The organism is Bacillus sp. FSL K6-6038 (assembly GCF_038050455.1).
GTDB lineage: Bacteria > Bacillota > Bacilli > Bacillales > Bacillaceae_G > Bacillus_A > Bacillus_A pseudomycoides.
In genome coordinates this window covers 17,501-40,961 of the sequence record NZ_JBBOUH010000001.1, presented here as the reverse complement: position 1 = coordinate 40,961, position 23,461 = coordinate 17,501, and the positions used below count along the sequence as shown (strand labels likewise).

Below are 23,461 nucleotides of genomic sequence, written 5' to 3'. Positions count from 1 at the left end.
GGACACGCCAAAGCGACAACATTTTATTGCAAAAATTTTTCATACTCATAATACTCCGGATAAGATGAGAGCGTTTCTTGGCACGACTCACAGATTGTTTTTATATATATATTTCCATTTTCATGAAAATGAATCATATCCAATCGTTCTTGCTCTGTTAGTTGAAATAAAACTTTGTTGTATACCTTTTCTGCGGTAATGGAACCTACGTTACAACCACAATGTCTACAGTAATAATGTCCTTCCATACTATCCTCCTAAGTGTACAATTACTACTAGTATGGATAAAAACATTATAAAATATTCCAATTTAGAACATTAACCGTTAAAAGTATTCATAATTTGAAGAAATGGTTTCTTCAACCACTCTTCACATGCGTCCGCAGCTTTTTCAATAGATTGATTTACCTCTGGTAGCTCTTCTGCTGTGAAACGCCCCAATACATAATCCACAACTTTCATTCCATTTTTTGGACGATCGATCCCCATACGAATACGTTGGAACTCTTGCGTTCCTAAATGAGAAATTGTCGATTTCACACCGTTATGACCGCCTGCACTACCTTTCATACGAAGACGCAATTTACCCACTGGAATATCTAAATCGTCATACATGACAACAAAATCTTCTACATCAATTTTATAGTAATCCATAAGGGGACGAATGCTTTCTCCAGATAAATTCATATACGTAAGCGGCTTTAATAAAATTACTTTTTCACCATTAACAAAACCTGAACCATACATGCCTTTAAACTTTTGTTCACTTAAAGAAATGCCCCATCGTTTCGCAAGCTCATCAATTCCCATAAATCCGATATTATGCCTTGTTAATTCATATTCTCTACCCGGGTTCCCAAGTCCTACTATTAATTTCACTCTTGTACCACTACTTTCTTTTTACGATACGAAAAGACGTAACCAAATTTGGTTACGTCTCATTCTATCCAATTAATTGAATAATACACTCACTGATTCTTCTTCATAAACACGAATGATCGCTTCTCCGATTAATGGAGCAACAGAAAGCTCGTGTACTTTATCAATTTTCTTCTCTTCCGGTAATACAATAGAGTTTGTTACAACTAACTCTTTAATATTTGAGTTTTGGATACGCTCAATTGCTGGACCAGATAAAACTGGGTGTGTACAGCAAGCATATACTTCAGAAGCACCGTTCTCAACAAGAGCGTTTGCTGCTAATGTAATTGTACCAGCTGTATCAATGATGTCATCAATTAAGATTGCTGTCTTACCTTCAATGTTACCAATGATATTCATAACTTCCGACACATTCGGACGTGGGCGACGTTTATCAATAATAGCAATTGGCGCTTTTAGGCGGTCTGCCATTTTTCTTGCACGTGTTACACCACCGTGGTCAGGAGATACGATTACGATATCTTTAAGACCTTTTGTCTCAAAGTAATCAGAAAGAATCGGTACACCCATTAAGTGGTCGATTGGGATATCAAAGAACCCTTGAATTTGTGGAGCATGTAAATCTAGAGTGATTACACGAGTTGCACCTGCTGTTTCAAGTAAGTTTGCTACAAGTTTCGATGTAATTGGTTCACGAGAACGCGCTTTACGGTCTTGACGCGCATAACCATAATAAGGAATAACGATATTAATTGTTTTTGCAGATGCACGTTTTAATGCATCAATCATAATAAGTAATTCCATGATATGTTCATTTACTGGGAAGCTTGTAGATTGAATAATGAATACATCGCAACCACGAATACTTTCTTCAATGTTAATTTGAACTTCTCCATCACTAAAACGGTCAACAGAACATTTCCCTAACCCTACTCCAATATGCTTTGCAATTTGCTCAGCAAGTTCCTTATTAGAGTTTAAAGAGAATACTTTCAAATTAGAATTTAGATATTGAGTCGACATCTAGATTAACCCTCCACATTATGATTTTTTCTTATTCAGCAATTGATCAACATAGTCTTCTTTGTTAACTTGACGTGCACGTGCAATTGATAATGCTTTTGATGGAACACTCTCTGTAATTGTAGAGCCTGCCGCAACATAAGCACCATCTTCAACTGTTACAGGAGCAACAAGGTTTGAATTACAACCAATAAATACGCCGTTTCCAATAACTGTTTTAAATTTATTCTTGCCATCATAGTTCACCGTAATTGAACCACAACCAAGATTCACGTCTTCTCCAACTTGTGCATCCCCGATATAACTTAAGTGTGAAGCTTTACTTCTATTACCAAAAACAGTCTTTTTGATTTCCACGAAGTTTCCAACGCGTACTTCGTCACCAATAACTGAATCTGGACGGATATGTGCAAATGGACCGACTGAAACTTCCATACCAATCTTACTGTCATGTACAGTAGATTGACGAATTGTCGTACGATCTCCAATTTCACTATCACGTACTACTGTATGTGGACCAATTTCACAATCAGAACCAATTACAGTTTTGCCTTCAATAACTGTTCCCGGATAAAGAACTGTATCACTGCCAATAATTGCATCAGCAGAAATGTATGTGTTATTTGGATCAATAATTGTAACACCATTTACCATGTTCTTTTGGTTAATACGCTTTTTCATAATAATTTCCGCTTGCGATAGAGCGACTCTGTCATTAACACCTAATGTTTCATCGAAATGCTCTGTTTGATAAGCTGATACAATATGACCTTCACTTTTCAAAATCTCAATAACATCTGGAAGGTAATATTCACCTTGAACATTATCGTTTGAAACTTTAGAAAGTGAAGCAAATAGTGCCTTATTATCAAAACAATACGTACCTGTATTAATTTCTTTAATAGCTCGCTCTACTTCATTTGCATCTTTATGCTCAACGATTTTTTCAACATGACCACTTTCATTACGAACAATGCGTCCATATCCAGCAGGCTCTTCTATGTACGCTGTTAACACCGTCGCTTTCGCTCCTGCTTCTTCATGATGCTTTAACAATGCTTCCATTGTTCCTGCAGTTATAAGGGGTGTATCACCACAAATAACTAAAGTTGTTCCCTCTTCATTTGCAAGTACATCGGCAGCTTGATCAACAGCATGTGCTGTACCAAGTTGTTCTGCTTGCAATGCAAACTCACTTACGTTCCCTAGTTGTTCTTGTACTTTTTCAGCACCATGTCCAACTACCGTTACAAGTTTCTGCAATCCTAATTGAGATACTTGATCAACTACATGCTGTACCATTGGTTTTCCGCATACAGGATGAAGCACTTTGTATAGCTTGGACTTCATACGTGTGCCTTTACCTGCAGCTAAAATCACTGCAAATCTGTTTGACATATAGACCCTCCATCGCAACCTATTTATCCATTAAAGATATTATCCTAAATCATTATATATTTCAAGAAACACAGCATAACTATTAAATTTTACCATACTTCTTATAAGATGTTTTATTCTTTAATATCTTTTTTTAGGAAATAAGATATACTATTTCGAATGATTTTAAAGAAATTAGAAGTTTACATATAACGAGGACAATAAAGTGAGGCTTTAATTAGCGGAAAATTTCATTCAAAATAAATACTTTATAAGTACAAAACCGTTCTTTTTAGGCGGGAGAGAGCGCCCGGCCTCGTACAGAAGCGGTCAGGACCTTTTTTGCCTCCATGCCAAGGGAAGACAAAAGGAGATAACGAGTTCAGATCTTCTTTTATTTTCATAGCCGGAACTTAGGTGCCAATAAATCAAAATGGATTTACAAATTAAAAAACAAACCCCTGTAAGGGTTTACAGGGGTTTGTTACAAAATTATAGAGCTCCTTTATTAGAGCCCTTTTTATTCGAATTTTACGAAGCTCCTGCTTCTTCAAACTCAACTTCTTCTAACTCGCCTAAACGGTGATACTCAGCTAAAACCGCATCTTGAATTTTTGAGCGTGTGTTAGAATTAATTGGATGCGCAATATCACGGAACTCCCCATCTGGAGTACGTTTACTTGGCATTGCTACAAATAATCCATTATTGCCATCAATTACACGAATATCATGAACAACAAACTCATGGTCTAATGTAATAGAGGCAATCGCTCTCATACGGCCTTCTGTGTTTACGCGGCGTAATCTTACGTCAGTCACTTCCATCTTGTGTTCACCACCCTTTTCTAAATAAGCGATATGTTTGTATAAATTCCACAAATTTTCTATTTTCCCTTTAATTTTTTAAAAATTTTTAAGATAAAAATTTTTATTTTAACGGAATATAAGAATTAATGGACGTTATCGCTTACAAATTTTCATTTTACAAGGGCAATAACTTCAATTTCGACGGAAACATCTTTCGGTAATTTTGCAACTTGTACACAAGAACGAGCTGGTTTATGTGCAGAAAAATATGTTCCATATACTTCGTTTACATCATTAAAATCATCCATATTTTTTAAAAATACAGTTGTTTTTACAACCGTATCAAATGATGCTCCTGCCTCTTCTAACACAGCTTGTAAATTTCGAAATACTTGTTCGGTTTGTATTTTCACATCACCTGTTACAAGTTCTCCACCTGCCGTTAATGGCATTTGTCCTGAGCTATAAAACATGTTATTTACGATAATTCCTTGTGAATATGGACCAATCGCTTGTGGTACTTGATTTGTTTGAACTACTTTCATATTTTCTCACCCTTTTATTATTTTATTTTCCTTAAATAAAAACTCCTAGAAAACTTTCTTCCCTTATAAACTCAGTTCATCCTATCTAAAATAATTAGGATACCCTGTGCTAGCGGGCGGTAAGACTTTCACAATACAAGAAAAGACTTAACGCCCACTAGCACTTTCATTTACAAAAAAAGATAAAGCTTCTGCTTTACCTTTTTATTCAGCTTCTACAAGCCCTTCGTCAAATGGCACAAGTGAATAATTCCCTTTTTCCACTTGAATTGTTTTCTCTTTAATATCTACTTCTGATAAGCGGATTAAAGAAACAAAGTTATTAATAAGTCTTTCTTCAATATCTGTCGATTCTACTAATACGCCGATTCCAACAACATTGGCATTAAACTCTTCTAGCATGCTAATCATACCTTGAATTGTTCCTCCAGCCTTCATAAAATCATCAACGATTAAAACATTGGCACCTTCCGGAAGACTACGTTTTGCTAAAGTCATTGTTTGAATACGCTTAGATGAACCTGATACATAGTTAATACTAACTGTTGGTCCTTCTGTTACCTTATTATCTTTTCTTGCAATTACCACAGGTACATCTAAATAATTCGCTACCGCATATGCAAGCGGAATCCCTTTTGTTGCTACCGTCATAACCGCATCAATCGGCTGCCTCGCAAATACAGAAGCAAATAGGCGACCTGCCCCGTTGATATAGCGTGGATTACTCAAAAGATCCGTCATATATAAGTATCCACCTGGAAGAATACGATCTGGATTCTCAAATAAGCCACAAAGCTCATTAATGATCAGACTTGCTTCCTCTTCACTTATATATGGAATATATTTCACTCCTCCTGCTGCCCCTGGTATCGTTTGCAATGTGCCGACCCCTTGTTGTTCAAACGTTTGCTTAATAATAACTAAATCTTCACTAATGGAAGACTTAGCTGATTGATACCGTTCAGCAAAAAAAGTGAGAGAAACTAACTGACGAGGATTTTGCAATAAATAGTAAGTCATATCAACTAGTCTTGTACTCCGTCTAATTTTCACATTCTCACCCCAAATCACGAATATTCTAAACAAATCATAACTTATTATACGTCTTTATTCAAGCGTTTCTCGCTCTCCTAATAGACGGACTGCGTATACTTGTTCACAAAATCCTTTTAAACCATTATAAATACGGTGCATACGCGAATCATGATGCACAAGCCCAAACACAGTTGGACCACTGCCACTCATTAAAACTGCATCTGCGCCAAAGCGCTTCATCTGTGCTTTAATACGTGCAACTTCAGGATGCATCGCAAATGTCACATCTTCTAATACATTTCCAACTGCATTGCATATTCCTTTATAGTCACCTTGATTGATAACTTCAACCATTTTATCTACGTCTGGATGTGTAACACGATTTAATTGTAAATTTCCATATACGTCAGCAGTAGATACACCGATATGAGGCTTCGCTAAAATAACCCAACAAGAAGGAGGTGTCTTTATATGCTCAACCTTTTCTCCTCTTCCTGTCGCAATCGCTGTTCCGCCATATACACAAAAGGATACGTCAGATCCAATTTCTGCTCCAAGTTCCGCTAATTCACCTATTGTAAGACCTAAATTCCATAGCTTATTAAGACCACGTAATGTAGCAGCCGCATCACTGCTTCCACCTGCTAATCCTGCTGCTACTGGAATTGTTTTTTCAATAGCAATAGATACACCTTGTTTTACCTTAAATTTCTCTTTTAATAATTTCGCTGCTTGATAAGCTAAATTACGCTGGTCGTCTGGGACATACCGATTATGGGATACAATTTCAATACGGTCTTCTGATAACTCCGTTAACTCTAAACGATCTGCTAAATCGATTGTTGTCATAATCATTTTCACTTCATGATAACCGTCTTGTCTTTTCCCTAGTACATCTAACGACAGATTAATCTTTGCTGGTGCTTTCACTAGTAGCTTCAATCTATTCACCCACTCTATGTACTCAATCTTTTATCGTTTATTTTACCATAAATTTATAGTAAGACGATGACACTTCCCTAATTATAACGAAAAGCATTCAGAATGAAACTACTTATGCAAAATGATGATACCTTTTGGCGTGCAAAAAGCCGAGGAATTTCTCCTCGGCTACCGTAGCATAGAAGTTATTTTGCAACTACTGGTTTTGTTTCATTAATTGCTGCTGTGCAATTTCAATAGCACGTTTCACCATATTACCAGCATCTTTCGCACGAATTCCGCCCCATCCTTCTTTCTGAACAACATCATAAAATCCAAGCTCTTTTGCAAGCTCTTCTTTAAACTGATTTGACATGACTCCTCTTCGTCTACTCAATGCAGGTCCCTCCTTATTTTGCTCCGGTATAATTAGTATGCAAAAAAATGTCTTTTTCATTTATGGGAATATATGTAACAAATTAGACAATTACCCTAAAATAACCTCGTTCTGAGGATCATCATAAAACGTTAATTCTACCGTTTCTGTTAAAACATCTGCATAGCTATAGGAAACACGCTGCAATGTATCTTCTTGTTGATCTAACTGTACAACAAAAACAGAACGATAAGTTTCTGCTAGTACGCCTGATTGTTCCACTGTTTTTCTTCTTCCACTATTCGCCTTTAACATAAGGCGCTTCCCAAGATGATGATCTAATTCACTTTTAATTTCATCTAAACGTTTTGACATATACTTTGCTACACCTCGCTGTAATTTAGAGTGAATACATAAATACATGATATATCTATCCCAATCATTGCCTATACATAACAAGCAATATCTTCGCAAGAACCTAATGCGTTCGAATAGATAGAAGAATTACTATATTGTAAAAGTATTATTGTATAGTCTGTACGTTCTTACCTTTTTTTATCCAAGCACCTACAAATCCTTGTTTATGGTACATCTTTCACCAAACAAACTGATACTTTTCCCATAAGAAAAACAAGGTACATATATACCTTGCTTACTCTTCATAATATTGAAAAGGTAATCCTGTTCGTAAAAGTCCTCGGGTCTCAATACCACCAAGGCCTTTTTGCCCAGTAATAGTATTTCGAACAACATCCCATACATTTACGCGTTCCATAAATGAAGTAAAACTAATCTTCCCCACTACATATACTGGATCCAATGCATGAATATTAATACGCGATGGTGAACTAGCAAAATTAGCACCAGCTCGAATTAATGCTTCAAAATGGGACTGACATGCCCCTGCAAAAATAACAAGTTGATCTAAAGAAGGGTATTTTTTTCGTACTTCCCGAACGGCCTGTACAAAGTGCCGAGAATGACGATAAGCTGCTAAGTCTCCCATAACTCCTTTAGATTTTGTATATGCATCATGACCTGTAATGACCAAAATGTCTGGACGAAAATGATCGATTAAATCAACTACCTTTTCATGCATTTCTGTTTCTTTACAATGTACCCCTTGAACTGGAACACCTATCTTTGTATATAAATCTAAACATTTCCGTAAATATAATGGGTCTCCATCTATATGCAAAACCCTACCTGGCATTTGAAAATAATTGACTTCACTCGTATATCCTCCTGTAGAATTATGCTCGTGACGTTGCTTCATCAAAACATAGTCTTGTTGAAACAGGCGATATGTTCGCTCCATCGTTTCCTTCTCACGCTTTTCCCTTTTCTTATACTCTCTCTGATCAATGCTAATTAAATCTTCAAGCGGTGCATCTGCCACCAGTCTGACTTCTTCTCCAAATAATATTGCAATTTCACCTTTTATTTCTGTAATGCGAAAAAGAATGTCTCGGTTATAAGACTGTCGTTCCACTAAATCTCCAACATGTACAGCCATTATCCTACCTCCAAATTCATTAGGCCATCTCACTAACCATGTTCTGTTTTTAACGTATGAATTTAGAGTGAAAAGGGTGACAAAAAGGACAGCTCGAATTGAGCTGTCCTTTTATTGTTTATCCCGCTATTTGCGACCAGTAAGATCCCCACCTCAAAATTCAGCGAAAGTAAAGAAGTTAGGTGGGGGATTAACTGCCCATAAAAGCCCGATTGGTTCAACTAATAATCAGTGGGGGATTAAAGTTTCACTTTATGAGAGACTAATGCATTACTCAGTGCTGCAAATTCTTCAATTGATAATGTTTCGCCTCTTCGCTTTGGATCAATGCCTACTTCCGTTAAAATACGATCTAATAACTCTTTATCTTTCGGGAAACCATTTAGATTATTTGATAAGTTATTCATCAACGTTTTACGACGTTGTGCAAAGCTTGCTCGTACTACTTCGAAGAAAAACTTCTCATCTTTCACTTCAACAATTGGTTTTGGACGTTTTAAAAGACGAATAACTGCGGAATCTACATTTGGTTGTGGGACAAATACGGTGCGCGGAACAGTCATAACTGTTTCTACCTCCGTATAATATTGAATTGCAATAGATAGAGAACCGTAGTCTTTCGTTCCTGGTTTAGCCGCTAAGCGATCTCCCACTTCTTTTTGCATCATAACAACAAACCCACGAACTGGTAATTGTTCTTCTAGCAATTTAAACAAAATTGGTGTTGTAACGTAGTATGGTAAATTTGCTACTACCATTACGTCTTTCCCTTTTTCGAACTGCTCTCCGAATACTTCATGTACATCTGCTTTTAAAATATCTTTATTAATTACAGTTACGTTGCTGTAAGGAGCTAATGTTTCATCTAGAATTGGTAATAGTCGTTGATCGATTTCAAAAGCGACTACTTTCTTAGCACGTTTTGCTAACTGCTCCGTTAACGCTCCAATACCAGGACCAATTTCAATTGCTCCGCTCTCTGGGCCGATTTCTGCATAATCCACAATACGATTCAATACGTTTGTATCAATTAAGAAATTTTGACCTAAACTCTTTTTGAATGAAAACCCGTACTTTTCAACAATGTCTTTCGTACGATTCGGTGTTGCGATATCCTTCATTTCTTTTCCTCCTGTAATACTTGTTTATATGCTTCCGCAAATGCTTCTTTTGAAACTTGAAACATTTGTAAACGTTTATGTAGCTGCTTCGCATTTGTATAACCAATCTTTAATAGTTTACCCATTTTTTCTCTACGACTTTTTGCCTGTTCTCCGCCTACTAGTCCAGCATCTACTAAGTCACTCCAACTAATTTCGCTCGTATAGGCTTCCATTTCTTCGTGAACATTTTCTAAAGCACGGCGAATGGATTCATTGGAAGCATGTTCAATTCCGACTCCTTTTTTTCTCTTGGCAAGTGCCTCTTCTTTCGGTAAGAAAGCATGCTTACAACCCGGAACCTTCTCAGAAATAATTTTCCGAATACGCTCTCCCGGGTAATCAGGATCCGTCAAAATAATAACGCCTCGTTTTTGCTGTGCCAATTTTACTTGCTCAATGACATGTTCACCGATTGCTGAACCGTTCGTTTCAATTGTATCTGCATCAACAGCACGCTTAATTGCAACTGTATCATCTTTACCTTCTACAACGATAATCTCTTTAATTTTCATGACTGCCTCCACACTGATTTCGTCTCTACTTAGTAAAACAAAAAAACGAATACTTTTCCATTATTATTTTCCCACTGATACAATTTAAAAAGCAGAGGAGAAAAAATCCTCTGCCTACTCTTCTTATTGTAACACTTTAACCTCACTTGTTTTCTTCCCTACAAATATATCCGTTAGTTAGCTAGCTTGTATTGCCTTCTGGGTATTGTTGGTGTCTCTTCATTGGGAGGTAACAATAGAGGCAGGATAAAAGAAAAAGAATGGAATTCACCATTCTTTCTTATTCAACACCAAATAAAGCTTTTGCATTTTCTGTAGTTACCTTTGCGACCTCTTCGTATGAAATACCTTTTAAGTTAGCAATTTCTTCTGCCACAAGTTTCACATAACTTGGCTCATTTCGTTTACCACGAAATGGATGTGGCGTTAAGTATGGACAATCCGTTTCTATTAGCAGCTTTTCCATTGGAATTTCCATTGCAACTTCTTTCGGTTTCTTTGCATTTTTGAAAGTTACTGGCCCACCCAATGAAATTAAAAAATTCATATCAATACATTGTTTTGCCACCTCTACACTGCCACTAAAGCAATGCATAATGCCGCCTACTTCAGCTGCATTTTCTTCTTCTAGAATATCTACAATATCTTGCGTTGCATCACGGTTATGTATAATAATAGGCAATTTCACTTTCTTTGCTAACTGAATTTGTTTACGAAATACTTCTTTCTGTACTTCCTTCGGAGACTTGTCCCAATGATAGTCCAACCCCATTTCACCAAGAGCAACTACTTTTGGGTGTGCAGCTAACTCTTCTAACCAAACTAAATGTCCTTCCGTCATATCAATGGCATCAACGGGATGCCAACCAACCGCTGCATAAATAAAGTCATACGTTTCTGCGAGCTCAATTGCTTTTTTTATTGTTACCTCATCAAAACCAACAACAACTGTATACGAAACCCTAGCTTCTTTCATTCTTGCAATAACTTCCTGTAAATCTTCTTCAAATTGCTCTGCATTTAAATGTGAATGTGTATCAAACAACATAACAAATAACTCCTTTTATTTGAAATAAATTCTATCATAGTAAAAAATCTCTTCCCTAAAAACGTAATAACAATAGTACAATCTTAATACAAAAAAGGAATTTTTAAAAAGATTCCTAACAAGAAAAAAAGATGCTCCACGAATGTTACACGTGAAACATCTCTTATTTTGTCAAGATTACTTGATTTTTGTACCATTTGATAAATTTTGATCAATTGTTGCTAAAGACAATACTCCGTTTTCTTCGCCTGCTAAAATCATACCTTGTGATAATTCACCACGTAATTTCACTGGTTTTAAATTTGTTACACAAATAACTTTTTTCCCTTTTAATTCTTCTGGTGTGTAAAATTTAGCAATTCCAGAAACAACTTGTCGCTTTTCTGTGCCTAAATCAAGTTGAATCTTTAACAGTTTGTCTGCTTTTTTTACAGGCTCTGCTTCTATTACTTCCGCCACACGCAATTCAACTTTAAAGAAATCATCAATTGTAATTTCTTCTGCCTTCGGTTCCTCTTCCTTTTTCTCTTCTACTTTAGGAGCAGAACCTTTCATTTGTTCTTTGATATATTCAACTTCAACTTCTACCTCTAAGCGTGGGAAAATTGGTTGTCCTTTGACTACCTTCGTGCTAGCTGGAATACAACCAATCGTAGAAAGGCTATCCCAAGATTGATAAGCTTCATCAGTAAGGCCAAGTTGTGTAAAGATTTTACTTGGTGTTGCTGTCAAGAATGGCATAAGCATAATGCCCATTTGGCGAAGCATTTCTGCAAGGTGTGCCATTACGGACGCAAGCTTATCACGATCATTCTCATCTTTCGCTAATACCCAAGGTTGTGTTTCATCAATATATTTATTAGTACGGCTAACCAGTTGCCAAATAGAACTCAATGCTACTGAAAACTCCATGTTTTCCATTGCTTCTTCTACTTTTTTCAATGTATCCTGTGCAAACGTTACTAATGTTTCATCAAACTCAGTTACATTTTCTTTAAAAGCAGGAATTTCTCCATTAAAGTACTTATCAATCATCGCTACTGTACGATTTAATAAGTTTCCTAAGTCATTTGCAAGGTCAAAATTAATTCGCTCAACAAAACCTTCTGGCGTAAATACACCGTCTGATCCAAATGGAACCTCACGAAGTAAATAGTAACGCAGTGCATCCAATCCATAACGATCAATTAACGTAACTGGATCAACTACATTACCTTTTGATTTACTCATTTTTCCGTCTTTCATTAAGATCCAACCATGAGCAAATACCTTTTTCGGCAGTGGTAAATCTAGTGCCATTAAAATAATCGGCCAATAAATTGTATGGAAACGAACAATTTCTTTTCCTACTAAGTGAACATCTGCTGGCCAATACTTTTTATATTTCTCTTCATTATCTGTTCCATATCCTAGTGCTGTAATGTAATTAGATAATGCATCTACCCATACGTAAATAACGTGTTTGGGGTTACCTGGCACACGAATTCCCCAGTCAAAAGAAGTACGAGAAACTGCTAAATCTTCTAGACCTGGTTTAATGAAGTTATTAATCATTTCATTTTTACGAGATTCAGGTTGAATGAAGTGTGGATTTTCTTCATAAAATTGTAGTAGTCGATCTACATATTTACCCATTCTAAAGAAGTAAGATTCTTCGCGAACAAGTTCTACAGCATGGCCACTATCTGGACTTTTTCCTCCGACTACTTTATCGCCTTCCATAATCGGATCAACAAGTTGATGTTCTGTGTAGAATGTTTCATCCTGTACAGAATACCATCCTTCATATTCATCAAGATAAATATCACCTTGATCAACAAGTTGTTTAAAAATCTTTTCAACAACTTCTTTATGACGATCTTCGGTTGTCCGAATAAAGTCATCGTAAGAAATGTCCATTTTCTCCCACAATTCTTTAATTCCTGCTACAATGTTATCAACATATGCTTGTGATGTAACTTGTAGTTCTTCTGCTTTCTTTTGAATCTTTTGTCCATGCTCATCAGTACCTGTTAAATAATGAACATCATATCCTTGCATGCGCTTGTAGCGTGCCATTGCATCTCCTGCTACCGTTGTATAAGCATGTCCAATATGAAGCTTTCCGCTTGGATAATAAATTGGAGTAGTGATATAAAAGGTCTTATTTTCCTCTGTCATTGTTTTGAACCTCCCAAATGACCTCATATGTATTTATAAACAGTATATCAAAAACTGACGCATAAAAACGAATTAATGCTCGATTATCTTTATCATCTATTACTCATATTCAAAAAAAATATACAGTAATTTATCTGAAATATTGATAAAATTTAAAAATACAGTAAAATACTTGTGTAATTCTTTCATTTTCTATTATATATAAGAAGTATAAAAATCTACAATTCTTTCATAAAATATAAAATTTATGAATTGACGGAAATGTAAATGATTGGTATCATATGTTCATAGGGTATTTTGTCGAAAAATGACGAATTAAAATATAGACTCGCAAACTTACAGAATATGAGGAGGATAACGAATATGAAATCTACTGGTATCGTTCGTAAAGTTGATGAATTAGGCCGTGTTGTAATTCCGATTGAATTACGTCGTACATTAGGTATTGCTGAAAAGGATGCTCTTGAAATTTACGTTGATGACGAAAAAATCATCCTAAAAAAATATAAGCCTAACATGACTTGCCAAGTAACTGGTGAAGTGTCTGATGGTAACCTTTCTTTAGCTGAAGGTAAAATTATCTTAAGCAAAGAAGGCGCTGAACAGATCTTAAACGAACTTCAACAATATATTCAAGCAGTAAAATAAGCTTCTCAATTATGAGAAGCTTATTTTTTATCAACATGATAGATTTGATAGACGTCTCGTTTCGACAAATCTCGATCTTTGGCCGCCTTTTTAATTGCATCCTTTGAAGACATTCCTTGCTCGTTTATGTAATGTTCGATATGATCGTATACTGATATAGCTTCCCACCACTGTTCCTCTGGAGCAGCTTCCTCTTTTGACCCGGATACTAATATACAAAATTCACCACGAACCTCATTTTGCTTTGTCCATTCAATCGCTTCTTCTACCGAACCACGAATAAATTCTTCAAATTTTTTCGTTAGTTCTCGGCACAATACAATTTCTCTATTTCCAAGTACTTCTTTCATAGAAATTAATGTATCATCTAACCGATGCGGCGCTTCATAGAACATCATCGTAGTTGGAACATAACGAAGCTTTTCTAATTCCGCCTTACGTTCTTTTTTATTTCTGTGCAAAAATCCGTAAAAATAAAAATGTCTCGTTTCTAACCCTGATGCAATTAGCGCTGTAAGAGCAGCATTTGCCCCTGGAAGTGGAATAACATGATACTGTTTCTCTACAGCTTCTACAACAATGTCGTAGCCTGGATCAGAAATACAAGGCATACCTGCATCACTTACAAGAGCTACTGTTTTTCCATCTTCTAGCTTATCTAAAATTTTCTGTCCACTTACTTCCTTATTATGCTCATGATAACTCATAACTGGTGTTTCAATTTCAAAATAGTTACAAAGCTTTTTCGTCTGCCGCGTATCTTCAGCAGCAATGATATCAGCCTCTTTCAATATCCGAATCGAACGAAACGTCATATCTTCTAAATTACCAATCGGCGTTGGAACTAAATATAAGGCTCCCTTTTCATTTGCTTGAAAACTTTTTTGCTGCCACATAGCGTTCTCCTTTTTGCATGTATTCTTCTTTTTCTTTTCGCTTTAACTGTTTAAAATGATATTCAGCTTGCATCGCTGTCGTTTTATCTCCATGAACCTCTACGTATTTTAAAACAACAGGAAGCCTAGCACGAGTATAACGTGCTCCCTTCCCACTATTATGAGTTTGAATCCGTTTCTCTAAATTATTTGTATACCCTGCATAATAACTTCTATCTGAACATTCTACTACATAAAAATAATGTTTATTCTTCTCCATATAAGATTGAACGAAGCTCCTTTGTATACTCATTATTTTCCTCATATACAAAAAGGGGTGGCAAAATTTTCAAATCTGCATTTCCATCTTTAATTCCTTCTATTAGTAGCGTATTTGCTTCTTTACCCGCCTTTGGATATACAAACTGCACACGTTTTGGTTCAATCTTATACTTTCTCATTAGTGTTACAATATCAAGTAATCGACCTGGACGATGAACAAATGCTACCTTACCACCTTGCTTTACAAGCTGACTACTAGCATATACGACATCCTCTAATGTACACATAATTTCATGACGAGCTATAGCTAAATGCTCGTTAATGTTTTTCTCAGATGCCTTTGGCGTTTGAAAATACGGCGGATTACATGTTACAACATCGTATTGATGACGCCCAAGCTGCTCTGGCATATCCTTTAAGTCTCCATGAATTAACTGGATTCTCTCTTCTAACTTGTTATACTGGATGCTTCTTACTCCCATATCATACAAGCGTTCTTGAATTTCTACCCCTGTAATATTCCCTTTCGTTCTCGTGCTTAACAAAAGCGGAATAACAGCATTTCCTGTACATAAATCAAGCAAATTTCCCTTTTGAATCGGAACCCATGCAAAATTCGCAAGTAACACTGCGTCTAAAGAAAAATTAAACACAGATGGACTTTGAATAATTTTCATTTCTTCCGCTAGTAAATAATCTAAACGTTCATCTTCATATAAGTGCATATACGATTTCCTTTCTTATACTTAACCTACCCTATTTGAACGTAAAACTAAGAACTATTTCATCTTATCTTTACTCTCATGTATAAAAAATTACCTTTCCAATATATTGGAAAGGTAATTTCATTTTTTATTTAAAAATGACAGACAGAATAAACAATCCCCTTCTTTACGTACACTTCCATAATGTAAATTACAGATATGGAAACCTTCTTGATATAGGCGTGCTAGGTTATCGTAGCCTTCACCAATATCCGTTTTAGGCTTCATTTCTTTTCGTTTTTGAGTTTTTTGTTTTTCCTTATTCTGTATTTCTTCAAAACGACGTCGCAAATTTTCATTTTCCATTTTAATATGTTGGTTTTCTTCAAGTAACTCTGCAAGATGTTGCTTTAATTCTCCCAACTGCTTATATAAATGTCCAATTTGCTCTTCCATACTAGAAACCGCTGCAAAAATATCCTTTTTCTCCACAAGCACCCACCTCATTAATCTGTGGTTTGACTCGAAACGACCCCTTCATTAATTAATTCATCTAACGTATATTCTACTATCCGTTCCTTGTCTACTAATTCCACTTGAATTAATCTTTCTAAAATATTTAATCCGATAACGCGTCCAAGACCATGCGGTGTTTGTATACGTTGATCTAAATCAGGAAGTTGCTCTTTTGCCGCTTCATACTCGTCATTCTCATATTTTAAGCAACACATTAATCGGCCACATAAGCCAGAAATTTTCGCAGGATTTAATGATAAATTTTGATCCTTTGCCATTTTAATGGATACAGGTTCAAAATCACCTAAAAATGTAGAACAACAAAGCATACGGCCGCATGGACCAATACCACCAAGCATTTTTGCTTCATCGCGAACACCAATTTGTCTTAGCTCAATTCTTGTCCGAAAAATTGCAGCTAAGTCTTTTACAAGTTCACGAAAGTCAATACGACCATCCGCTGTAAAATAGAAAATAATCTTATTACGATCAAACGTATATTCTACGTCTACAAGCTTCATATCAAGTTTATGTTCCCCTACCTTTTGTTGACAAACTTGATATGCTTCTTTTGCAGCATGTTTGTTCTCTTCAACAATTGTCCGATCATTTTCATTTGCAATGCGAATGACTTTCTTTAGCGGTAGTACCACATCATTTTCATCAACTTGCTTTTTTGTAATAACTACTTTCCCATATTCAATACCTCGTACAGTTTCTACGATCACAAATTCATTTTCCGAGATATCGAATTGATTCGGGTCAAAGTAATACACTTTTCCGGCCTTCTTAAAGCGAACACCTACTACATCATACAAAACGGTCATCCCTCCTGCAACCGCAACACTAACTGTTCGAACACAAGCTGCGCATTTACATTAGCGTTGATTCTATTTTTTGCTTCTAATATATTAAAAAGAGCTGATACAATGCGCTTCTGAGCGTAAGAGAAAGAATGAAACATCTCCTTTTGATCTTGAAAGACAAGACGATCTTCCTCTCCTAATTGAACATATAATAAATCCCTATAAATAAGGAGTAAAATATCTAAACCTTGTTGTAATTGTTCCTTCTCTCCAAAGTGTTTCCCCCACTTTTCTTGTACAAAAAAAAGAGAGGTTGTATCTTTTTCGAGCGCTTCACATAATTTTATCACTAAAGCTCGTGCTTGTGCAAACCATTCATCATTACACAGTAATAACGCTTCCTCAAAACTATTCGTAAGCTGTGCAGCAAGGGTAGATAAAGAAACTGCAATTCCATCCCCCTGCAGTCTCTCAATTAAAGATTCTGTAGACAAAGGTCTAAATGTCACAACTTGGCAACGAGATAAAATAGTATTTAAAATTTGATGACTTTGTTCAGTAAGTAAAATAGCTGTTGTATTGCTGCTTGGTTCTTCTAAAAATTTTAATAAGGTATTAGCAGCATTTGCTGTCATTTGATTTGCATGCTCAATAATATATACCTTTTTATTTGCCTCTAAACCCGTTTTTGAAAACTCTTCCTGTAAATCATGAATTTGTTGTTTTTTAATAGATAACCCATCTGGTCTTACAATATGTAAATTAGGATGGTTACCTGAATCAATCCGGCGGCAATTCGTACATGTATGACACGGCTCTACACCGTTTCTTTGTTTACAAAGAAAACTTTTTGCCATTTGAATTGCCGTTTCATATTTTCCAGTTCCTTTTGCACCTTCTAACAAATAAGCGTGGGATATACGCCCTTTTGCAATACTATTCATCAACATCTTTACACCAATGGGCTGTATAGCAGAAAGCTGCTCCCACGTCCTCGTCATAATGCATACCTCACTTGTTTTATACTTTCCTTCTATTATAACAATTTATCTTCTATAAGCTGAATAACTTCTTCCACAATCTTTTCTATTGGCTGATCTGCGTTCACAACGACTATGCGATCTAAGAAGCGATCTACAACCTGTAAATAACCATCACGTACACACTTATGGAATTCAATACTTTCCATATCTAAACGATTCACTTCACGATTAGCATCCTTTTCGATGCGAGCTAAGCCTGCTTCAGGTTCAATATCTAGATAGATTGTCAAATTAGGCATACAATCTTCAGTCGCAAACCGATTAATTTCAAATACCTTATCAATCCCTAGACCTCTTGCATAACCTTGATAAGCAAGAGAGCTGTCAATAAAGCGATCACATAATACAAGATAGTTTTTCTCCAAAGCTGGCATAACTTTTTCTACTAAATGTTGTCTGCGTGCTGCAGCATATAATAATGCCTCCGTACGTGCTTCCATCATCGTATACTCTTGGTTATGTAAGATTGCTCGGATCTCTTCTGAAATCGCTATACCACCTGGTTCTCGCGTTGCTATGACTTTTTGTTCTTTCTTTTCAAAGTACGGTAATAACTTTGTAATTAATGTCGATTTACCTGAACCCTCTGGTCCTTCAATTGTTACAAATAATCCCTTCATCCTAAAACCTACTTTCTTCCTATATCATACACATTCATATATTTTACATTCCCTTGAAAACGAGCACCCGTTTCTTCTAAATAAGAAATTTGTTCGATGTGTTCTGTCGTAATTTCTTCTCCATACATCAGTAATGGAATACCCGGTGGATACGGAATAACCATATCCGCTGCAATCATCCCCGCAGCTTCTTGTAAAGGTACAATTTTTTTCTTATACTTTCCTAATTGCTTATAAGTAAATGGTAAAAAAGAAAATCCCTCTCTGTAAGTATACCGAATAGATGGTATCTTGTCTGTTACCGTATAATTACGTAATGCTGACCGTATTACTTCTATGGCCTTCATATACTGCTCATTCACTTGTAATGGTAAAATAAATAGAACATTATATGGATCTGCCATTTCTGCGTATATACCTATCTTTTCAAATATAGATTGTAATTCATATCCAGACAGCTCACAGCGTGTTTGTACCGTAACTTTTAACTCATCCTGCAAAGGATACTGTAAAACAGCAATTTGTGGAATACCCTGCAATTCCTCCCTAAATCGCCTCACAAACTCCACGATTTTATGACAGCCCTTCTCCTTCATATTTGCTAATGTAAAGCGAGCCACATCTAATGAAGCCATAATCGGATAAGACGGACTGCTAGATTGTAACATATTTAAATAAGAAGAAACTTTTTCTTCATGTACTAAATTACTATTGATATGTAAATAAGACCCCATAGTCATAGCGGGTAATGTTTTATGCGCTGAGTGTACAACTATATCAGCACCGTATTCTAATGCTGACTTAGGAAATGGCTCTCCTATACAAAAATGAGCTCCATGTGCCTCATCTACTAAAACAGGAATTTTATGTGCGTGTGCGCACATAATACTTTTCTTTAAGTCAACTCCCATACCATAATAATTGGGATGTGTTAAAATCAATGCCTTTGCTTCTGGATATCGTTCAATAGCTCCTTTAATGACCTCATGCTCAACTCCAACTGGTATACCATACAATTCATCAATCCAAGGCTCTAAAAATACTGGATTCGCTCCAGCTAACTTCAAGCCATTAATAATAGACTTGTGGCAATTTCTTTGTACAAGAACAATATCATGCTCCTTGCAGCATGATAAAATCATTGCCAAATTTCCAACTGTAGAACCATTAATTAAAAAATAACTCTTTTTTACATTATATACATCAGCCAATAATTGCTGTGCTTCATCTATACATTCAAACGGACTATGCAAATCATCTAATCCTGTTAATTCCGTTACATCAATAGAAAGCACATCACTAAAACCTGCTTGTGCCTGCTCCGGAAAATTCAAACCATTTTTATGTCCTGGAACATGTAAAGATAAAGGCTTTTTATTTTTAAACTGGAGTAACGTCTCATATAATGGTATTCGATTTTGATTCATGTTTATCTCTTCCTTACTTTTCATTCTCTATCTATTATACAGAGATATTAGGGCAAAAAAATAATAGGCATGTGCGCCTATTTATGAATATGATATTTGGATCTTTCGCAGTTGTTCTAAATAGTATATATATTTAGGATCATTCGTTTCAGTTTCTACCATGTCCCGTTCACAAGCATCACATATAAAACTTGTGTGTACATGTATACCATCATCTTTTCTATTCCCACATACAATGCAAACCTCATGTTTTATTTTCATATCTTTATCCTAATCATTTTTCTCTAAATGAAAACGATGTAGGATATTCCTCCCCTCTATTTTGAATTAAAATATACTTACTTCTATTCCTTGACACTTTTCCGGAAAATATACATCGTTTCGTTATATATGTATGATATGAATCCTATTTGGGCAGTGTGTTTGTCACACACATGATGAAATTAAACTTTCTTCCACAGTACTTTTATTATCTTTTCACCTGAAAATATAAAAAAGCACGAGTCAAATGACTCGTGCTTTAATTGCTTGGCGACGTCCTACTCTCACAGGGACAAGGTCCCAACTACCATCGGCGCTAGAGAGCTTAACTTCCGTGTTCGGTATGGGAACGGGTGTGACCTCTCTGCCATCATCACCAAACTATTGAAGGTATATTCCTTCAAAACTAGATAACATTTGCTTCATATTATATGGTTAAGTCCTCGATCTATTAGTATTCGTCAGCTCCACATGTCACCATGCTTCCACCTCGAACCTATCAACCTGATCATCTTTCAGGGATCTTACTAGCTTACGCTATGGGAAATCTCATCTTGAGGGGGGCTTCATGCTTAGATGCTTTCAGCACTTATCCCTTCCGCACATAGCTACCCAGCTATGCCCTTGGCAGAACAACTGGTACACCAGCGGTGCGTCCATCCCGGTCCTCTCGTACTAAGGACAGCTCCTCTCAAATTTCCTACGCCCACGACGGATAGGGACCGAACTGTCTCACGACGTTCTGAACCCAGCTCGCGTACCGCTTTAATGGGCGAACAGCCCAACCCTTGGGACCGACTACAGCCCCAGGATGCGATGAGCCGACATCGAGGTGCCAAACCTCCCCGTCGATGTGGACTCTTGGGGGAGATAAGCCTGTTATCCCCGGGGTAGCTTTTATCCGTTGAGCGATGGCCCTTCCATGCGGAACCACCGGATCACTAAGCCCGACTTTCGTCCCTGCTCGACTTGTAGGTCTCGCAGTCAAGCTCCCTTATGCCTTTGCACTCTACGAATGATTTCCAACCATTCTGAGGGAACCTTTGGGCGCCTCCGTTACACTTTAGGAGGCGACCGCCCCAGTCAAACTGCCCACCTGACACTGTCTCCCGGGTCGATAAGACCCGTAGGTTAGAATTTCAATACAGTCAGGGCGGTATCCCACCAGCGCCTCCACCGAAGCTAGCGCTCCGGCTTCAAAGGCTCCCGCCTATCCTGTACAAACTGTACCAAAATTCAATATCAGGCTACAGTAAAGCTCCACGGGGTCTTTCCGTCCTGTCGCGGGTAACCTGCATCTTCACAGGTACTATAATTTCACCGAGTCTCTGGTTGAGACAGTGCCCAAATCGTTACACCTTTCGTGCGGGTCGGAACTTACCCGACAAGGAATTTCGCTACCTTAGGACCGTTATAGTTACGGCCGCCGTTTACTGGGGCTTCAGTTCAGAGCTTCGCTTACGCTAACCCCTCTCCTTAACCTTCCAGCACCGGGCAGGTGTCAGCCCCTATACTTCGCCTTACGGCTTCGCAGAGACCTGTGTTTTTGCTAAACAGTCGCTTGGGCCTATTCACTGCGGCTTTCCGTTAAGAAAGCACCCCTTCTCCCGAAGTTACGGGGTCATTTTGCCGAGTTCCTTAACCAGAGTTCTCTCGCACACCTTAGGATTCTCTCCTCGCCTACCTGTGTCGGTTTGCGGTACAGGCACCTTTTATCTCGCTAGAAGCTTTTCTTGGCAGCGGGGAATCAAAGACTTCGCTCCATAAGGAGCTTCCCCATCACAGCTCAGCCTTCACGATAAGCGGATTTGCCTACTTATCAGCCTAACTGCTTGGACGTGCACAACCAATCGCACGCTTCTTCTATCCTTCTGCGTCCCTCCATTGCTCAAACGATAAAGAGGTGGTACAGGAATATCAACCTGTTGTCCATCGCCTACGCCTGTCGGCCTCGGCTTAGGTCCTGACTAACCCTGAGCGGACGAGCCTTCCTCAGGAAACCTTAGGCATTCGGTGGACGGGATTCTCACCCGTCTTTCGCTACTCATACCGGCATTCTCACTTCTAAGCGCTCCACCAGTCCTTACGGTCTGACTTCACTGCCCTTAGAACGCTCCCCTACCACTGATACCATAGGTATCAATTCGCAGCTTCGGTGGTGTATTTAGCCCCGGTACATTTTCGGCGCAGAGTCACTCGACTAGTGAGCTATTACGCACTCTTTAAATGGTGGCTGCTTCTAAGCCAACATCCTAGTTGTCTAAGCAACTCCACATCCTTTTCCACTTAATACACACTTTGGGACCTTAGCTGGCGATCTGGGCTGTTTCCCTCTTGACTACGGATCTTATCACTCGCAGTCTGACTCCTAAGGATAAGTCATTGGCATTCGGAGTTTGACTGAATTCGGTAATCCGATGAGGACCCCTAGTTCAATCAGTGCTCTACCTCCAAGACTCTTACACTTAAGGCTAGCCCTAAAGCTATTTCGGGGAGAACCAGCTATCTCCAGGTTCGATTGGAATTTCTCCGCTACCCACACCTCATCCCCGCACTTTTCAACGTGCGTGGGTTCGGGCCTCCATTCAGTGTTACCTGAACTTCACCCTGGACATGGGTAGATCACCTGGTTTCGGGTCTACGACCACGTACTAAACGCCCTATTCAGACTCGCTTTCGCTACGGCTCCGCCTCTTCAGCTTAACCTCGCACGGGATCGTAACTCGCCGGTTCATTCTACAAAAGGCACGCCATCACCCATTAACGGGCTCTGACTATTTGTAGGCACACGGTTTCAGGATCTCTTTCACTCCCCTTCCGGGGTGCTTTTCACCTTTCCCTCACGGTACTGGTTCACTATCGATCACTAGGTAGTATTTAGCCTTGGGAGATGGTCCTCCCAGATTCCGACGGA

At 37.6% G+C, this 23,461-nt stretch carries 25 protein-coding genes and 2 rRNA genes (1 of these 27 only partly in view); 1 reads left to right on the top strand and 26 read right to left on the bottom strand.

Annotated elements, in window-relative coordinates; genetic code table 11:
• Positions 1–23: 23 nt before the first annotated feature.
• The 15 genes from NSQ40_RS00245 to metG all read right to left on the bottom strand — a co-directional run bounded on the left by NSQ40_RS00245 (position 24) and on the right by metG (position 13,365).
• The gene (locus tag NSQ40_RS00245; RefSeq protein WP_003194238.1) at positions 24–248 is read right to left on the bottom strand and encodes an anti-sigma-F factor Fin family protein; all 225 of its coding nucleotides are present in this window, start codon (positions 246–248) and stop codon (positions 24–26) included.
• A 70-nt stretch (positions 249–318) separates the two neighbouring features.
• On the bottom strand, positions 319–879 hold the full coding sequence (gene pth / locus NSQ40_RS00240; RefSeq protein WP_003194236.1) for an aminoacyl-tRNA hydrolase: 561 nt from the start codon (positions 877–879) through the stop codon (positions 319–321).
• 72 nt (positions 880–951) lie between these two features.
• Positions 952–1,905, bottom strand: a complete 954-nt coding sequence (locus NSQ40_RS00235) for a ribose-phosphate diphosphokinase (RefSeq protein ID WP_000107420.1) — start codon at positions 1,903–1,905, stop codon at positions 952–954.
• 18 nt (positions 1,906–1,923) lie between these two features.
• A complete protein-coding gene (gene glmU / locus NSQ40_RS00230) occupies positions 1,924–3,303 on the bottom strand; it encodes a bifunctional UDP-N-acetylglucosamine diphosphorylase/glucosamine-1-phosphate N-acetyltransferase GlmU (protein WP_018767328.1) in 1,380 nt (459 codons plus the stop codon).
• A gap of 510 nt (positions 3,304–3,813) precedes the next feature.
• Positions 3,814–4,107, bottom strand: coding sequence for a septation regulator SpoVG (spoVG, locus tag NSQ40_RS00225; protein ID WP_002174553.1), 294 nt, complete (start codon positions 4,105–4,107; stop codon positions 3,814–3,816).
• Positions 4,108–4,259: 152 nt separating this feature from the next.
• On the bottom strand, positions 4,260–4,634 hold the full coding sequence (locus tag NSQ40_RS00220) for a RidA family protein (protein ID WP_003194230.1): 375 nt from the start codon (positions 4,632–4,634) through the stop codon (positions 4,260–4,262).
• Positions 4,635–4,838: 204 nt separating this feature from the next.
• On the bottom strand, positions 4,839–5,687 hold the full coding sequence (gene purR / locus NSQ40_RS00215; RefSeq protein WP_033795809.1) for a pur operon repressor: 849 nt from the start codon (positions 5,685–5,687) through the stop codon (positions 4,839–4,841).
• A 54-nt stretch (positions 5,688–5,741) separates the two neighbouring features.
• Positions 5,742–6,611, bottom strand: coding sequence for a 4-(cytidine 5'-diphospho)-2-C-methyl-D-erythritol kinase (ispE, locus tag NSQ40_RS00210; RefSeq protein ID WP_018767331.1), 870 nt, complete (start codon positions 6,609–6,611; stop codon positions 5,742–5,744).
• 196 nt (positions 6,612–6,807) lie between these two features.
• The gene (gene sspF, locus NSQ40_RS00205) at positions 6,808–6,987 is read right to left on the bottom strand and encodes an acid-soluble spore protein SspF (RefSeq protein ID WP_016116903.1); all 180 of its coding nucleotides are present in this window, start codon (positions 6,985–6,987) and stop codon (positions 6,808–6,810) included.
• A gap of 90 nt (positions 6,988–7,077) precedes the next feature.
• Complete coding sequence (veg, locus tag NSQ40_RS00200) at positions 7,078–7,341, bottom strand: biofilm formation stimulator Veg (RefSeq protein ID WP_018767332.1); 264 nt, start codon at positions 7,339–7,341, stop codon at positions 7,078–7,080.
• A 277-nt stretch (positions 7,342–7,618) separates the two neighbouring features.
• A complete protein-coding gene (gene yabG / locus NSQ40_RS00195; RefSeq protein WP_003205440.1) occupies positions 7,619–8,482 on the bottom strand; it encodes a sporulation peptidase YabG in 864 nt (287 codons plus the stop codon).
• A 239-nt stretch (positions 8,483–8,721) separates the two neighbouring features.
• Positions 8,722–9,603 carry a 16S rRNA (adenine(1518)-N(6)/adenine(1519)-N(6))-dimethyltransferase RsmA gene (rsmA, locus tag NSQ40_RS00190; RefSeq protein WP_098159446.1) on the bottom strand — a complete coding sequence of 294 codons (882 nt, stop codon included), beginning with the start codon at positions 9,601–9,603 and terminating at the stop codon, positions 8,722–8,724.
• The gene (gene rnmV, locus NSQ40_RS00185; protein ID WP_018767333.1) at positions 9,600–10,157 is read right to left on the bottom strand and encodes a ribonuclease M5; all 558 of its coding nucleotides are present in this window, start codon (positions 10,155–10,157) and stop codon (positions 9,600–9,602) included. The genes rsmA and rnmV overlap by 4 nt, the downstream gene beginning before the upstream one ends.
• A gap of 280 nt (positions 10,158–10,437) precedes the next feature.
• The gene (locus NSQ40_RS00180) at positions 10,438–11,205 is read right to left on the bottom strand and encodes a TatD family hydrolase (protein ID WP_003194214.1); all 768 of its coding nucleotides are present in this window, start codon (positions 11,203–11,205) and stop codon (positions 10,438–10,440) included.
• Between the two features lie 177 nt (positions 11,206–11,382).
• Complete coding sequence (gene metG, locus NSQ40_RS00175) at positions 11,383–13,365, bottom strand: methionine--tRNA ligase (RefSeq protein ID WP_003205435.1); 1,983 nt, start codon at positions 13,363–13,365, stop codon at positions 11,383–11,385.
• 363 nt (positions 13,366–13,728) lie between these two features.
• On the opposite strand from metG, the gene NSQ40_RS00170 reads away from it, so the two are divergent.
• Entirely contained in the window at positions 13,729–14,013 is a 285-nt protein-coding gene (locus tag NSQ40_RS00170) for an AbrB/MazE/SpoVT family DNA-binding domain-containing protein (protein ID WP_003194210.1), read from the top strand.
• A 20-nt stretch (positions 14,014–14,033) separates the two neighbouring features.
• On the opposite strand, the gene rsmI is transcribed toward NSQ40_RS00170, so the two are convergent.
• The 11 genes from rsmI to NSQ40_RS00115 form a co-directional block, all read right to left on the bottom strand.
• Entirely contained in the window at positions 14,034–14,909 is an 876-nt protein-coding gene (gene rsmI, locus NSQ40_RS00165) for a 16S rRNA (cytidine(1402)-2'-O)-methyltransferase (protein WP_003194207.1), read from the bottom strand.
• Positions 14,878–15,168, bottom strand: coding sequence for a GIY-YIG nuclease family protein (locus tag NSQ40_RS00160; protein WP_033795807.1), 291 nt, complete (start codon positions 15,166–15,168; stop codon positions 14,878–14,880). Before NSQ40_RS00160 ends, rsmI begins: the two co-directional genes overlap by 32 nt.
• On the bottom strand, positions 15,155–15,895 hold the full coding sequence (locus NSQ40_RS00155) for a tRNA1(Val) (adenine(37)-N6)-methyltransferase (protein ID WP_006093070.1): 741 nt from the start codon (positions 15,893–15,895) through the stop codon (positions 15,155–15,157). Before NSQ40_RS00155 ends, NSQ40_RS00160 begins: the two co-directional genes overlap by 14 nt.
• Positions 15,896–16,015: 120 nt before the next feature.
• Complete coding sequence (gene yabA, locus NSQ40_RS00150; RefSeq protein WP_016116893.1) at positions 16,016–16,366, bottom strand: DNA replication initiation control protein YabA; 351 nt, start codon at positions 16,364–16,366, stop codon at positions 16,016–16,018.
• A 14-nt stretch (positions 16,367–16,380) separates the two neighbouring features.
• Positions 16,381–17,208, bottom strand: a complete 828-nt coding sequence (locus NSQ40_RS00145) for a PSP1 domain-containing protein (RefSeq protein WP_003194202.1) — start codon at positions 17,206–17,208, stop codon at positions 16,381–16,383.
• Positions 17,209–17,213: 5 nt separating this feature from the next.
• Positions 17,214–18,197 (bottom strand): DNA polymerase III subunit delta', encoded by a 984-nt coding sequence (gene holB / locus NSQ40_RS00140; RefSeq protein ID WP_341286043.1) that lies wholly within the window; start codon positions 18,195–18,197, stop codon positions 17,214–17,216.
• Between the two features lie 35 nt (positions 18,198–18,232).
• Positions 18,233–18,859, bottom strand: coding sequence for a dTMP kinase (gene tmk / locus NSQ40_RS00135; RefSeq protein ID WP_003194196.1), 627 nt, complete (start codon positions 18,857–18,859; stop codon positions 18,233–18,235).
• An 8-nt stretch (positions 18,860–18,867) separates the two neighbouring features.
• The gene (locus NSQ40_RS00130) at positions 18,868–20,286 is read right to left on the bottom strand and encodes an aminotransferase class I/II-fold pyridoxal phosphate-dependent enzyme (protein ID WP_098114334.1); all 1,419 of its coding nucleotides are present in this window, start codon (positions 20,284–20,286) and stop codon (positions 18,868–18,870) included.
• An 81-nt stretch (positions 20,287–20,367) separates the two neighbouring features.
• The gene (locus NSQ40_RS00125) at positions 20,368–20,547 is read right to left on the bottom strand and encodes a sigma factor G inhibitor Gin (RefSeq protein WP_016116889.1); all 180 of its coding nucleotides are present in this window, start codon (positions 20,545–20,547) and stop codon (positions 20,368–20,370) included.
• A 265-nt stretch (positions 20,548–20,812) separates the two neighbouring features.
• A 5S ribosomal RNA gene (gene rrf / locus NSQ40_RS00120) occupies positions 20,813–20,928 on the bottom strand.
• A 50-nt stretch (positions 20,929–20,978) separates the two neighbouring features.
• Positions 20,979–23,461 (bottom strand): 23S ribosomal RNA (locus NSQ40_RS00115); it runs 439 nt beyond the window's last position.

Bases quoted from the DNA above. Each gene is read 5' to 3' on its own strand.
- NSQ40_RS00245 (WP_003194238.1), bottom strand. From the start codon at position 248: ATGGAAGGACATTATTACTGTAGACATTGTGGTTGTAACGTAGGTTCC.
- NSQ40_RS00235 (WP_000107420.1), bottom strand. From the start codon at position 1,905: ATGTCGACTCAATATCTAAATTCTAATTTGAAAGTATTCTCTTTAAAC.
- glmU (WP_018767328.1), bottom strand. From the start codon at position 3,303: ATGTCAAACAGATTTGCAGTGATTTTAGCTGCAGGTAAAGGCACACGT.
- spoVG (WP_002174553.1), bottom strand. From the start codon at position 4,107: ATGGAAGTGACTGACGTAAGATTACGCCGCGTAAACACAGAAGGCCGT.
- NSQ40_RS00220 (WP_003194230.1), bottom strand. From the start codon at position 4,634: ATGAAAGTAGTTCAAACAAATCAAGTACCACAAGCGATTGGTCCATAT.
- veg (WP_018767332.1), bottom strand. From the start codon at position 7,341: ATGTCAAAACGTTTAGATGAAATTAAAAGTGAATTAGATCATCATCTT.
- yabG (WP_003205440.1), bottom strand. From the start codon at position 8,482: ATGGCTGTACATGTTGGAGATTTAGTGGAACGACAGTCTTATAACCGA.
- rsmA (WP_098159446.1), bottom strand. From the start codon at position 9,603: ATGAAGGATATCGCAACACCGAATCGTACGAAAGACATTGTTGAAAAG.
- rnmV (WP_018767333.1), bottom strand. From the start codon at position 10,157: ATGAAAATTAAAGAGATTATCGTTGTAGAAGGTAAAGATGATACAGTT.
- NSQ40_RS00180 (WP_003194214.1), bottom strand. From the start codon at position 11,205: ATGTTGTTTGATACACATTCACATTTAAATGCAGAGCAATTTGAAGAA.
- metG (WP_003205435.1), bottom strand. From the start codon at position 13,365: ATGACAGAGGAAAATAAGACCTTTTATATCACTACTCCAATTTATTAT.
- NSQ40_RS00170 (WP_003194210.1), top strand. From the start codon at position 13,729: ATGAAATCTACTGGTATCGTTCGTAAAGTTGATGAATTAGGCCGTGTT.
- rsmI (WP_003194207.1), bottom strand. From the start codon at position 14,909: ATGTGGCAGCAAAAAAGTTTTCAAGCAAATGAAAAGGGAGCCTTATAT.
- NSQ40_RS00160 (WP_033795807.1), bottom strand. From the start codon at position 15,168: ATGGAGAAGAATAAACATTATTTTTATGTAGTAGAATGTTCAGATAGA.
- NSQ40_RS00155 (WP_006093070.1), bottom strand. From the start codon at position 15,895: ATGCACTTATATGAAGATGAACGTTTAGATTATTTACTAGCGGAAGAA.
- holB (WP_341286043.1), bottom strand. From the start codon at position 18,197: ATGACGAGGACGTGGGAGCAGCTTTCTGCTATACAGCCCATTGGTGTA.
- tmk (WP_003194196.1), bottom strand. From the start codon at position 18,859: ATGAAGGGATTATTTGTAACAATTGAAGGACCAGAGGGTTCAGGTAAA.
- NSQ40_RS00130 (WP_098114334.1), bottom strand. From the start codon at position 20,286: ATGAATCAAAATCGAATACCATTATATGAGACGTTACTCCAGTTTAAA.
- NSQ40_RS00125 (WP_016116889.1), bottom strand. From the start codon at position 20,547: ATGAAAATAAAACATGAGGTTTGCATTGTATGTGGGAATAGAAAAGAT.